The 14312-nt window shown below is 76.7% G+C and carries 1 protein-coding gene; it reads left to right on the plus strand.

Translation table 11 applies throughout. The features are described 5' to 3' along the window. Window positions 1-38: 38 nt before the first annotated feature. Window positions 39-14297, plus strand: coding sequence for an amino acid adenylation domain-containing protein (locus tag ACIP5O_RS09645; RefSeq protein WP_401290674.1), 14259 nt, complete (start codon window positions 39-41; stop codon window positions 14295-14297). Window positions 14298-14312: the final 15 nt, after the last annotated feature.

Raw genomic sequence — 14312 nt, forward strand, 5'->3', positions numbered from 1 at the left:
GCCCCGAGCCGCCGCGGGTGACCCCTGGAGCAAGACCCATGACCGAGCGTGCCCTGCGACGCCTCGCCCTGACCGGGGCCCAGACCGGAGTCTGGTACGGCCAGCGGCTCGACCCCGACTCCCCGGTCTACAACGTCGGGCAGTACGTCGCCGTCGACGGCGCGCTCGACCCGGACCTCTTCGCCACGGCCCTGCGCCGGGTCGTCGGGGAGTGCGAGGCCCTCACCGTCCGCTTCGAGGAGGACGAGAACGGGCAGCCGTCCCAGGTCCTCGCCGACGCGCCCCCGAGCGGCCCCCTCGTGGAGGTCGTGGACCACCTCGGCGCCCCGGACCCGGAGGCCGCCGCGCTCGCCCTGATGCGCGCCGACATGGCCGCGCCCGCCGACCCGGCCACCGCCCCGCTGTTCGGCTTCGCCCTGCACCGGGTCGCCCCGGACCGCACCCTCTGGTACCAGCGCGTCCACCACATCGCGCTCGACGCCTACGGCTTCTCCCTCCTGTCCCGCCGCACCGCCGAGGTCTACACGGCGCTCGCGCGCGGCGAGGAGCCCGCCCCCTCGCCGTTCGGCCCGCTGTCCGCCGTCGTCGACGAGGAGGCCGCCTACCGCGACGGCGAGCGGTACGCCGCCGACCGCGCGTACTGGCGGGACCGGCTCGCGGACCGCGGCGACCACGAGCCGCTGGCCGGCGCCTCCTTCCCGGCCGCCCCCGACTTCCTGCGCGCCGGGGCCGCGCTCACGCCCGAGGCCACCGCCGGGGTGTTCGCGCTCGCCCGCGCCGCGAAGGCCACCTGGGCGGACGCCGTGACGGCCGCCTTCGCCGCCTTCCTGCACCGCTCGACCGGCGACCGGGACGTGCTGCTCTCGCTGCCCGCGATGGCCCGCCTCGGCTCGGCCTCCCTCTCCGTCCCCGCGATGGTGGTCAACGTGCTGCCGCTGCGGGTCGCGGTCCGCCCGGACCTCCCCCTGGCCGAGCTGGTCGCCGAGGTCGCCGCCGGCGTCCGCGACCTGCGCCGCCACCAGCGCTACCGCGCCGAGGACATCCGCCGCGACCTCGGTCTCGTCGGCCGCGACCGGGGCCCCCTCGGCCCGATGGTCAACGTCAAGGCCTTCGACAACGCCCTGGACTTCGCCGGCGCCCCCGGCACCGTGCACAACGTGGCCGCCGGACCGGTCGACGACCTCACCCTGGCCGTCCGCCACGACACGGCCGCCGGCCGGATCGCCTTCGAACTCGACGCCAACCCGCGCGCCTACGACGCCGAGGGCCTGAACGCCCGCTGCGCCGAGTTCGTCCGCTTCCTCACCGAGGCCGCCACCGCAGGCCCCGGCACCCCCGTGGGCCGCCCCGACCTCCTCGACGACGCCCTCCTGGAGACGCTCGCCGCGCAGGCCGCCGCGACCGCCCGCGAGGTGGCGCCCGGCACCGTCGTCGAGGCCTTCGCCGCGCAGGCCCGGAAGCACCCCGAGGCCGTCGCGCTCGTCGCGGGCGCCGAGGAGCTCACGTACGCGCAGCTCGACGCCCGGGTCGACCGGCTGGCCCGGCTGCTCGCCGCGCGCGGCGTCGGCCCCGAGCGGTTCGTCGGCATCGCCCTGCCGCGCGGCGCCGACCTCGTCGTCGCCCTGCTCGCCGTGCTCAGGGCCGGCGGCGCCTATCTGCCGCTCGACCTCGAATACCCGGCCGAGCGGCTGGAGTTCATGGTCGAGGACGCGCGCCCGGTGTGCGTCCTCACCACCCTGGCCGCCGCGGCCGACGCCCCCGACGTGCCCGGCACCGAGACCCTCGTCCTGGACTCCGCCGACGCCCTGTCCGCCCTCGCGGACCTGGCCGGTGAGCCGGCCGAGCCGCTTCCGGCCCCGGACGGCGACCACCCGGCGTACGTCATCCACACCTCGGGCTCCACCGGCCGCCCCAAGGGCGTGGTGATCCCGCACTCCGCGCTCGCCAACTTCCTGCGCATGCAGGCCCACGAGCTGGCCATGGAGCCCGGCGACGGGCTCGTCGCCGTCACCACCGTCTCCTTCGACATCGCCGCCCTGGAGATCCACGTCCCGCTGATCAGCGGCGCGGCGGTCGTCCTCGCGGGCCGCGACACCGTCCGCGACCCGGCGGCCCTCGCCGCCCTGGTCGAGGCCCACCGGCCGACCGTGATGCAGGCGACGCCGTCGCTGTGGCACGCCCTCCTGGAGGAGGGCGCCCCGAGCGCCCTCGCCCGCACCAAGGTCCTCGTCGGCGGCGAGGCGCTGCCCGCCGCCCTCGCCGAGCGCCTCGCCCGCACGGCCGCCTCGGTCACCAACGTGTACGGGCCGACCGAGGTGACCGTCTGGGCCACCTCCTCCGTCCTCTCCCCCGCGCACACCGGCACCCCGGACATCGGCCTGCCGTTCTGGAACACCCGCGCCCACGTCCTGGACTCGGCGCTCCGCCCCGTCCCGCACGGCCGCCCCGGCGAGCTGTACCTGGCGGGCGACCAGCTCGCGCGCGGCTACCTCGGCCGCCCCGCGCTCACCTCCGAGCGGTTCACGGCCGACCCGTACGGCCCGCCCGGCTCCCGCATGTACCGCACCGGCGACCTGGTGCGCCGCCGCCCCGACGGCGTCATCGACTTCCTGGGCCGCGCCGACGACCAGGTGAAGGTGCGCGGCTTCCGCATCGAACTCGGCGAGATCGAGACCGCCCTGACGGACCGCCCCGAGGTGGACCGGGCCGTGGTCGTGGTCCGCGAGGACATACCCGGCTCCCCGCTCCTGGTCGGCTACGTGACCGGCGCGGGCGAGGCCGCCCCGGACGCGGCCGGGCTGCGCGCGGCCGTCGGCGAGCGCCTTCCCGCGCACATGGTGCCGTCGGCCGTGGTGGTCCTGGACGCCTTCCCGCTCACCGCCAACGGCAAGGTCGACCGGCGCGCGCTGCCCGCGCCCGACCTGGCCGGGTCCGCCGCGACCGCCGGCCGGACCCCCCGCGACGCCCGCGAGGAGATCGTCGCCGGGGCGTACGCGGACGTCCTGGAGCTGGCCTCGGTCGGCCCCGAGGACGACTTCTTCGACCTCGGCGGGCACTCCCTGCTCGCCGCCCGCGTCGCCGCCCGGCTGCGCACCGCGCTCGGCGCCGACTGCGGCGTGCGGGACGTGTTCGAGGCCCGTACGCCCGCGGCCCTGGCCGAGCGGCTCGCCGCCCGCACCGCGACGGGCGCCCGCCCGGCCCTCACCGCCGGGCAGCGGCCCGGGACGCTTCCGCTGTCCGACGCGCAGCACCGGCTCTGGTTCCTGCACCAGCTCGAAGGCCCCAGCGCCACGTACAACATCCCGTTCGTGGCCCGGTTCGGCACGCTCCTGGACCCGGCGGCCCTGGACGCGGCCCTCGGGGACGTGGTGGCCCGGCACGAGGCGCTGCGCACGGTCTTCGCCGAGCGGGACGGCGAGCCGTACCAGCGGATCCTGTCCCCGACCGACGCCGGGGTGCGGCTGCGCGTGGAGGAGACCGCCACGGACCGCGTCGACGCGGCCGTGGAGACGGCCCTCGGCCACCTCTTCGACCTGTCGGCCGAGGCCCCGGTGCGGGTCACCCTGGTCCGCGACACCGGGCGCGGCGCCGACGCCCTGGTGATCCTCCTCCACCACATCGCCGGCGACGAGTGGTCGATGGGCCCCTTCCTGAACGGCCTCGAACACGCCTACGCGGCCCGGCTCCGGGGCGAGACCCCCGAGTTCGCCCCGCTGCCGGTGCAGTACGCCGACTTCGCTCTCTGGCAGCGCGAGGCCCTGGGCGACCCGGCGGACCCGGAGTCCCCCGCCGCCCGCCAGGCCGCGTACTGGCGCGAGGCGCTCGCCGGGCTCCCGGCCGAGGCGACCCCGCCCGCCGACCGGCCCCGGCCCGCCGAGCCCGACAACGCGGGCGGCATGGTGCACCACGAGGTGCCCGCCGTGCTCGCCTCCGGCATCCGCCGCCTGGCCCGCGAGTCCGGCACCAGCGTCTTCATGGTCGTGCACGCGGCCGTCGCCACCCTGCTCCACCGGCTCGGCGCGGGCGACGACATCCCCCTCGGCAGCCCCGTCGCCGGCCGGTCCGACCCGGCCCTGGACGGTCTCGTCGGCTTCTTCGTGAACACGGTGGTGCTGCGCGCCGACCTGTCCGGCGACCCGACGTTCGCCACCCTCCTGGAGCGGGTGCGCGGCGCCGACCTGGCCGCGCTCGACCACGCCGACCTGCCGTTCGACGCGGTGGTGGAGGCCGTCAACCCGGAGCGTTCCCTCACCCGGCACCCGCTCTTCCAGACCATGGTGTCGCACAGCACCGTCACCCAGGACGTGCGCGCCCTGTTCGGCCTGGACGCGGCCGTGGACCGCACCGACCCGGGCGTCACCAAGTTCGACCTCGACGTCACCTTCTCCGACAGCGCCCACGGCGACGAGCTGGACCTGGAGGTCTTCTACTCGTCCGCCCTGTACGACCGGGCCACGGCCGACGCGCTCGCCGCCCGCCTGCTGCGCCTCCTGGAGCAGGCCGTCGCCGCCCCGGAGACCCCGGTCTCCGCGTACGAGCTGCGCTCCGCGGAGGAGCGGGCGCTCCTGGAGCGCTGGAACGACACCGCCGTCGCCCACCCCGCCGCCACCGTCGTGGAGATCCTGGCCGAGCGCGTCCGGCAGACCCCGGACGCCGTCGCCCTGGTCTGCGGCGACCTGCGCCTCACCTTCGCCGAGCTCGACGACCGGGTCGCCCGGCTCGCGCTGCTGCTCGCCGGGGAGGGCGTCGGCCCGGACGCCGTCGTGGCGCTCGCCGTGCCCCGCTCGGCCGAGTCGGTCGTCGCCGCCTTCGCCGTCCTCAAGGCCGGCGGCGCCTACCTGCCGCTCGACCTGGACCACCCGGAGGAGCGCCTGGCGTACATGCTGGGCGACGCCGCGCCCGTCTGCGTCGTCACCACCCGGGCCGTGGACGGGCGGGTCCCGGACACGGCCGGCGCGTCCCGGCTCGTCCTGGACGACCCGGAGGTACGGGACCGACTGGCGGCCGCCGAGGGCCCGGCGCCCCGCGCGCCACGGCCGGACGACCTGGCGTACGTCATCTACACCTCCGGCTCCACCGGCCGCCCCAAGGGCGTCGGCCTGCACCACGCCGGTCTGACGAACCTGTACCGGGACCACGAGCGGCAGCTCTACCGCCCGGTCGCGGAGCGGCTCGGCCGGCGCGTGCGGGCCCTGCACACCGCCTCGTTCTCCTTCGACTCCTCGTGGGAGCAGCTCCTGTGGCTGATCGCGGGCCACGAGCTGCACGTCCTCGACGAGTACGGGCGCCGCGACGCGGACGCCGTCGTCGCCCACGTGCGGGAGGCGCGGATCGACGCGCTCGACGTCACCCCGTCGTACGGCCGCCACCTGCTCGACGCGGGCCTGCTCACCGGCGACCACCGCCCCCCGCTGTTCCTCCTCGGCGGCGAGGCCGTGCCGCCCGCCCTGTGGACGGAGCTGCGCGCGGTCCCCGACGTGGAGACGGTGAACTACTACGGTCCCACCGAGTTCACGGTGGACGCCCTGGTCGCCCGGGTCACCGACTGCGCGACCCCCGTGGTGGGCCGCCCGCTCGACAACACCCGGGCGCACGTCCTGGACGCCCGGCTGCGGCCGGTGCCGCCCGGCGTGCCCGGCGAGCTGTACCTCGCGGGCGTCCAGAACGCCCGCGGCTACCTGGGCCGTCCGGTGCTCACCTCCGAGCGGTTCGTGGCCGACCCGTACGGCCCCGCCGGCTCCCGCATGTACCGCACGGGCGACCTGGCGCGCCGCCGCGCCGACGGCCTGATCGAGTTCCTCGGCCGCGCCGACGACCAGGTGAAGATCCGCGGCTTCCGCGTCGAACTCGGCGAGATCGAGGCCGAGCTGACGGCCTGTGAGGGCGTCGCCTCGGCGGCCGTCCTGGTCCGCGAGGACGTCCCGGGCGTGCCGCGCCTGGTGGCGTACACGACCGGCGGCGCCGACCCGGACGCGGTGCGCCGCGCGGTGGCCGAGCGCCTGCCCGCGTACATGGTCCCGGCGGCGGTCGTCGCCCTGGACGTCCTGCCGGTGAACGTCAACGGCAAGCTGGACCGGGCCGCCCTGCCCGCGCCCGCCGTGACGGCCGCCGCGCCGTCCCGCGCCCCGCGCGGCGCGACGGAGGAGCGGCTCGCCGAGGCGTTCGCGGAGGTCCTGGGCCTCGCGTCGGTCGGCGCCGAGGACGACTTCTTCGCGCTCGGCGGCCACTCCCTGCTCGCGACGCGCCTGGTGGCCCGGGTACGGGCGGCGGGCCGGGCCTGCTCGGTGCGCGACGTGTTCGAGGCGCGGACGGTCGCGGCGCTCGCGGCCCGGCTCGCGGAGCGGACCGCCTCCGAGCGGCCCGCCCTCGCCCCCGCCGTACGGCCGGAGCGGCTGCCGCTCTCGTACGCCCAGCGGCGCCTGTGGTTCCAGTACGACATGGACGGCGCGAGCTCCACGTACACCGTCCCGCTGGCCCTGCGGCTGCGGGAGCGGCCCGACGCCGACGCCCTGCGCGCCGCGTTCGACGACCTGGTGGCCCGCCACGAGGTGCTGCGGACCGTGTTCGCGGAGGCCGACGGCGAGCCGTACCAGCGGATCCTGGCGCCCGGCGAGGCGCGGGTGCCGTTCACGGTCCGCGAGGTGGCCCCGGAGGCGCTCGCGGACGCGGTGGAGGCGACGGTCGCGGAACCCCTGGGCCTGGAGGACGAACTCCCGCTGCGGGTCACGCTGTTCGGCACGTCCGGCGACGAGCACGTGCTCGTCGTCCTGCTGCACCACATCGCGACCGACGAGTGGTCCACCGGACCGCTCCTGACCGACCTGGACACCGCCTACACCGCGCGCCTCGCGGGCCGGGCCCCCGCGTTCCCCGAACTCCCCGTCCAGTACGCCGACTACGCCCTCTGGCAGCGCGAACTCCTCGGCGACGCGGCGGACGCCTCCTCCCTGGCCGCCCGCCAGTCCGCCTTCTGGCGCGACGCCCTGGCCGGGCTGCCGGAGGAGCTGGCGCTGCCCACCGACCGGCCCCGGCCGGCCGTCCCGACCCACCGGGGCGACACGGTCACGTCCGAGCTCCCGGCCGAGCTCGTGGCCCGCCTCGACCGGCTGGCGGCGGACTCCGGCGCGACGATGTTCATGGTGGTGCACGCGGCCGTCGCGGCCCTGCTCCACCGGCTCGGCGCCGGGGACGACGTCCCCCTCGGCACCCCGGTCGCGGGGCGCGGCGACGGCGCCCTCGACGGACTCGTGGGCTTCTTCGTCAACACGGCCGTCCTGCGCACCGACCTGTCCGGCGACCCCTCCTTCACGGAGCTGCTCGACCGCGCCCGTACGGCGGGCCTCGCGGTCCTCGACCACGCCGACCTGCCCTTCGACGCCGTCGTGGAGGCCGTCGCACCGGCCCGCTCGCTCGCCCGCCACCCGCTGTTCCAGACGATGGTGGCGTACGAGGGCGGCGGCCCGGACCTGTCCCGGCTGCTCGGCACGGACGCCGGGGAGTTCCCGGTGCGGGGCGGCGCGGCCAAGTTCGACCTGGAGATCCTGTTCCGGCGCACGCAGGGAGCGGGCGGCGCCGGCATGACCTGCGGCGTGCGCTACGCGACCGACCTGTTCGAGCGCGCGGGCGCCGAGCGCCTGACGGAGCGGCTCGTCCGCCTCCTGGACGCCGTGGCGGCCGCGCCCGAGGCGCCGGTGTCCTCGGCCGCGTTGATGGACGGAGACGAGCGGCGGCGGGTCCTGGAGGAGTGGAACGCGACCGACCGTGTCGTGGACGGCCCCCGGACGCTCGCGGACCTCGTGGCGGCGGGCGCGGCCCGCGCAGAGGGCCCGGCGCTCGTCTTCGAGGACGAGGAGCTGTCCCGTACGGAGTTCGACGCGCGGGTCAACCGCCTCGCCCGGCTCCTGATCGGCCGGGGCGTGGGACCGGAGTCGGTCGTCGCCGTGGCCCTGCCCCGCTCGCTCGACCTGCTGATCGCGATCCACGCCGTCGTCCGGGCCGGTGGCGCCTACCTGCCGCTCGACCTCACCCTGCCCGCCGACCGCCTCACCCACATGACGGACACCGCGCGTCCGCTGTGCGTCCTGACGGACCTGCCGTCGCTCGGCGCGCTGCCGGCCGGCGTGGAGACCGAGCCGGTGGTCCTGGACGCACCCGAGGTGCGTGCGGAGCTGGACGGTCTCGCGGACACCGGCGTCACGGACGCGGACCGGCGGGCTCCCCTGCTGCCGCGCCACCCGGCGTACGTCATCTTCACCTCCGGCTCCACCGGACGCCCCAAGGGCGTCGTGGTCGAGCACGAGGCCATCGTCAACCGGCTTGCCTGGATGGAGGGCACGTACCGGCTGACCCCGGCCGACCGGGTCCTCCAGAAGACCCCGACGACGTTCGACGTGTCCGTCTGGGAGCTGTTCTGGCCGCTCGCCCAGGGCGTGCCGCTCGTCGTCGCCCGGCCCGAGGGCCACCGGGACCCGCAGTACCTCGCGGAGCTGATCCGTGGGCAGCGGGTCAGCGTGCTGCACTTCGTGCCGTCGATGCTCCAGGCGTTCCTGGACTCGGTGGACGTGGCGGACTGCCCGAGCCTGCGGCTCGTGGTGTGCAGCGGCGAGGCGCTTCCGACGGACCTCGTGGACCGGTTCCACGCCTCCGCCGGGGGCCGCGCGGTCGCCCTGGAGAACCTCTACGGCCCCACCGAGGCCGCCGTGGACGTCACCGCCGCCACCGCCCTCCCGGGCGCCACCACGGCGTCGGCCTCCATCGGCTCCCCCGTCTGGAACACCCGCGTCCACGTCCTCGACGGACGTCTCGCCCCCGTCCCTGTCGGCGTGCCCGGCGAGCTGTACCTCGCCGGCGTCCAGCTCGCCCGCGGCTACCTCTCCCGCCCCGACCTGACGGCGGAACGATTCGTCGCGGACCCGTACGGGCCCGCCGGCTCCCGCATGTACCGCACGGGCGACCTCGTCGTCCGGCACGACGACGGGCGGCTCCAGTACCTCGGCCGCACCGACGACCAGGTCAAGCTGCGCGGCCTGCGCATCGAACTGGGCGAGATCGACGCGGTCGTGGCGTCCGCCCCCGGCGTGGCGCACGCGGTGACCCTGGTCCGCGAGGACCGGCCCGGCGTGCAGCGGCTCGTGGGATACGTCGTCGGTACCGGCGACGGGCCGGTCGCCGTGGACGCGGTGCGCGCCCACGCGGCCTCCCGCCTGCCGGAGTACATGGTCCCGAACGTGTTCCTGGAGATCCCGGCCGTTCCCCTCTCCCCCAACGGCAAGCTCGACCGCCGGGCCCTGCCCGTGCCGCCGGACGCCGTCGCCGGGCCCTCGCGGGCGCCGAGGGACGCGCGCGAGGAGATCCTGCTCGGGATCGTCGCGGCCGTGCTCGGCCTGGAGACGGCCGGTGTCGAGGACGACTTCTTCGACCTCGGCGGCCACTCCCTGCTCGCGGCCCGCGCGGCGAGCCGGATGCGGTCCGCCCTGGGCGTGGAGTGCTCGGTGCGGGACGTGTTCGAGGCGCGGACGGTCGCGGCGCTCGCGGCCCGGCTCGCGGAGCGGACCGCCTCCGAGCGGCCCGCCCTCGCCCCGGTCGTACGGCCGGAGCGGCTGCCGCTCTCGTACGCCCAGCGGCGCCTGTGGCTCTTCGACAGCGTCCGGGGTCCGGGGACCGCGTACAACGTGCCCTTCGCGGTCCGTCTCGACGGGTCCGTGGACGCGGCGGCCGTGCGGGCCGCCGTGGAGGACGTGGTGGCGCGGCACGAGGTGCTGCGGACCGTGTTCGCGGAGGCCGACGGCGAGCCGTACCAGCGGATTCTGACGCCCGGCGAGGCGCAGGTGCCGTTCGCGGTGCGCCGCGTCCGCGCCGACGTCCTGGCCGCCGAGGCGGAGGCCGCCTCCCGGTACGTCTTCGACCTGGCCCGGGAGATCCCGGTGCGGGTGACGCTGCTCAGCGCCTCCGACGAGGAGCACGTCCACGTGCTCGTCGTCCTGCTGCACCACATCGCGACCGACGAGTGGTCCACCGGGCCGCTCCTGGCCGACCTGGACACCGCCTACGCGGCCCGCGCCGCCGGCCGGGCGCCCGAGTTCACCGAACTGCCCGTCCAGTACGCCGACTACGCCCTCTGGCAGCGCGAACTCCTCGGCGACGCCGAGGAGTCGGACTCGACGGCGGCGCGCCAGACCGCGTACTGGCGGGAGGCGCTCGCCGGTATCCCGGAGGAGCTGGGTCTGTTCACCGACACCCCGCGTCCGGCCTCGCCGACGCACGGCGGCGACGTGGTCCCGTTCGACGTGTCGGCCGCGACGGGCGCCGGGCTCGCCCGGATCGCCCGTGACTCCGGCGCGACGATGTTCATGGTGGTGCACGCGGCCGTCGCGGCCCTGCTCCACCGGCTCGGCGCCGGGGACGACGTCCCCCTCGGCGCCCCGGTCTCCGGGCGCGGCGACGAGCAGCTCGACGGGCTCGTGGGCTTCTTCCTGAACACGCTCGTGCTGCGCGCGGACGTGTCGGGCGAGCCGACGTTCGCGGAGCTGGTCGACCGGGTGCGGGACGCCGGGCTCGCGGGCTTCGCCCATGCCGACCTGCCGCTCGAAGCGGTGGCGGAGGCGGTGGGCGCGGCCCGTTCCCAGGCCCGCAACCCGCTGTTCCAGGCGATGGTGACGTACCACTCGGTGTCCACCGAGGTCTCCTCGCTCTTCGGGGTCGCGGCCCGTGAACTGCCGGTGGAGATCGGCGGGTCGAAGGTCGACCTGGAGTTCGCGTTCGGCGGCTCGGAGGACGACGGGCGGATCGAGGGCGGCCTGCGGTACGCGACCGACCTCTTCGGCCGGCCGGGCGCCGAGCGGCTCGTGGAGCGGCTCGTCCGCCTCCTGGACGCCGTGGCGGCCGCGCCGGGCGCGCCGGTCTCCTCCCTGGACCTGATGGACGGGGACGAGCGGCACGCCCTGGAGGGCTGGAACGCGACCGGCCGTGCCGTGGACGGCCCCCGCACCCTCGCGGACCTCGTGGCGGCGGGTGCGGCGAAGGCCGAGGGTCCGGCGCTCGTCTTCGAGGACGAGGAGCTGTCCCGTACGGAGTTCGACGCGCGGGTCAACCGCCTCGCCCGGCTCCTGATCGGCCGGGGCGTGGGACCGGAGTCGGTCGTCGCCGTGGCCCTGCCCCGCTCGCTCGACCTGCTGATCGCGATCCACGCCGTCGTCCGGGCCGGTGGCGCCTACCTGCCGCTCGACCTCACCCTGCCCGCCGACCGCCTCGCCCACATGTGCGAGACGGCCCGGCCGGTCGCCGTCCTCACCGACGCGGCCTCGGCGCCGGACCTTCCGGCGGGGCTCGCGGCGGAGCGGATCGTGCTCGACTCGGCCGCCGTGGCGGCGGAGTGGACCGGCGCGGACGCGCACGCGGTGACGGACGCGGACCGGCGGGCTCCCCTGCTGCCGCGCCACCCGGCGTACGTCATCTTCACCTCCGGCTCCACCGGACGCCCCAAGGGCGTCGTGGTCGAGCACGAGGCCATCGTGAACCGCCTCCAGTGGATGCAGGGCGCGTACGGGCTCACGCCCGTCGACCGGGTCCTCCAGAAGACGCCGACGACGTTCGACGTGTCCGTCTGGGAGCTGTTCTGGCCGCTCGCCCAGGGCGTGCCGCTCGTCGTCGCCCGGCCGGACGGGCACAAGGACCCGGAGTACCTGGCCGAGGTGATCCGCGCACAGCGGGTCAGCGTGCTGCACTTCGTGCCGTCGATGCTGGCCGCGTTCGTCGCGGGCGTGGAGATCGCGGACTGCCCGGGTCTGCGGCTCGTGGTGTGCAGCGGCGAGGCGCTTCCGACGGACCTCGTGGACCGGTTCCACGCCTCCGCCGGGGGCCGCGCGGTCGCCCTGGAGAACCTCTACGGCCCCACCGAGGCCGCCGTGGACGTCACCGCCGCCACCGCCCTCCCGGGCGCCACGACGGCCTCCGCCTCCATCGGCTCCCCGGTGTGGAACACCCGCGTCCACGTCCTGGACCACCGGCTGCGGCCCGTCCCGGTCGGCGTGCCCGGCGAGCTGTACCTCGCCGGCGTCCAGCTCGCCCGCGGCTACCTCTCCCGCCCCGACCTGACGGCGGAACGATTCGTCGCGGACCCGTACGGGCCCGCCGGGTCCCGCATGTACCGCACGGGCGACCTCGTCGTGCGGCACGACGACGGGCGGCTGCAGTACCTCGGCCGCACCGACGACCAGGTCAAGCTGCGCGGCCTGCGCATCGAACTGGGCGAGATCGACGCGGTGCTCTCCGGGGCGCCCGGGGTGGCCCGTGCCGTCTCGGTGGTCCGCGAGGACCGGCCGGGCGTGCGCAGGCTCGTCGCCTACGCCGTCCCGGCGGGCGACGGACCCCTCGACCCGGACGCGCTGCGGGCGCACGCGGCGACGCGGCTCCCCGAGTACATGGTCCCGGCCGTGATCATGGAGATCCCGTCCGTGCCGCTCTCCCCGAACGGCAAGCTGGACCGGCGCGCCCTGCCGGTGCCGCCGGAGCCCCGCCGGGCGGCGACGGCCGCCCCGGCCGTGCCGGTGGCCGCCACCGAGACGCCGGCCGAGCTGCTCGCGCGGCTGATGGCCGAGGTCCTTGGGCTGCCCGCGGTGGGTCCCGACGACAACTTCTTCGAGCTGGGCGGCGACAGCATCGTCTCCATCCGGTACGTCAGCCAGGCCCGCAAGGCCGGGTTCACGGTGACGGCCCGCCAGGTGTTCCAGCACCCGACGCCGGCCGGTCTGGCCGCCGTCGCCGCGCCCGCCACCCCGGCGGGCAAGGCTCCGGAGCGTCCGGTCGAGCAGGCGACGGGCCCGTTGGTCCTGCCGCCGGTGGCGCACTGGTTCGCGGGGCGCGGCGGCGCGTACCGCAGGTTCTGCCAGGCCCGTCTGGTGCTGCTGCCCGCCGGGGTGCGGCACGCGGACCTGGAGACGGCCCTCCAGGCGGTCCTGGACCGGCACGACGGGCTGCGGCAGGTGCTGACCGTGGCGCGGCCCGGCGTGTGGAGCGCCGAGGTCGCCCCGGTGGGCGCGCTGACGGCCGCGGCGGTGCTGCGGACGGTGGACGCCGCCGGGCTCGGCGCGGAGGCCCTGCGGGAGCTGGTCTCGCGCGAGTCGGACCGGGCCGCGGGGGAGCTGGACCCGGAGTCCGGCCGGACCGTGCGGGCCGTGCGCCTCGACGCCGGTCCCGGCGAGCCGGGCAGGCTGCTGCTCGTCGCCCACCACCTGGTGGTGGACGAGGTGTCGTGGCAGATCCTGCTGCCGGACCTGCGGGCCGCGTGCGAGGCGGCGGCGGAGGGGCGGACGCCCGCCCTCGACGCCGTGCCGACGGCGCTGCGGACCTGGACGGCGGGGCTGCTCGCCGAGGCGCAGAGCGCGCGCCGGACCGCCGAGCTGAACCGGTGGCTCGCCGAGTCCGCCACCGGCGGGCGGCTCCTGACGGACCGTGCCCTCGACCCGGCGCGGGACACGGTGGCGACCGCGCGGCGGCTCACCGTCCGGCTCTCCGCCGAGCGCACCGAGCCCCTTCTGACCGCCGTGCCGCAGGCCTTCCACGGCACGGTCAACGACACGCTGCTCACCGCGCTCGCGCTCGCCGCGGGCGACTGGGCGGCCCGGCACGGGAAGCCGGCGAACGGGCTGACCGTGGACCTCGAGGGCCACGGCCGGGAGCAGGACCTCGTCCCGGGCGCCGACCTGACCCGTACGGTCGGCTGGCTGACCAGCGTGTACCCGCTGCGGCTCACCGCGGACTCCTACGACGCGCGTGCGGTCGTGGGCGGGACGCAGGACGCCGGGGCGGCCCTGAAGGAGATCAAGGAGCGGATCCGCGGGGTCCCGGACGGCGGGATCGGCGCCGGGCTGCTGCGGTACGCCAACGCCGCCACCGCCGGGCTGTTCGACCCGGAGGACCGCCCCGAGATCCTGTGGAACTACCTGGGCCGGCAGACCGCCGCCCGGCAGTCCGCCTGGGGGCCGGCCCAGGAGGCCGACGCGCTCGCCGTCGGCCCGGAGCCGGAGGCCCCGCTCGCGTACCCCCTCCAGGTGGACGCGGAGGTGGAGCAGGGCCCGGACGGGCCGGAGCTGGCCGCCTCCTTCCTGTGGGCGGGCGACGCCCTGTCCCAGGACACGGTCGCGGCGCTCGCGGACGGCTGGACGGCCGCCCTCGACGCGCTCGCGGCCTGGGCGGCGGGCGGGGTCACCGCCGGGCACACCCCGTCCGACCTCGACCTGCTCGACCTCGACCAGAACCAGATCACCATGCTCGAAGAAATGTGGAGGGCCCAGCAGTGACGCAGGCTCGTATCG

Origin of the sequence: Streptomyces sp. NPDC088915 (genome assembly GCF_044749825.1) — a bacterium.
Taxonomy (GTDB): Bacteria; Actinomycetota; Actinomycetes; order Streptomycetales; family Streptomycetaceae; genus Streptomyces.

What these genes read in the sequence shown, in the direction of transcription:
- ACIP5O_RS09645 (WP_401290674.1), top strand. Translation starts at nt 39, where the DNA reads ATGACCGAGCGTGCCCTGCGACGCCTCGCCCTGACCGGGGCCCAGACC.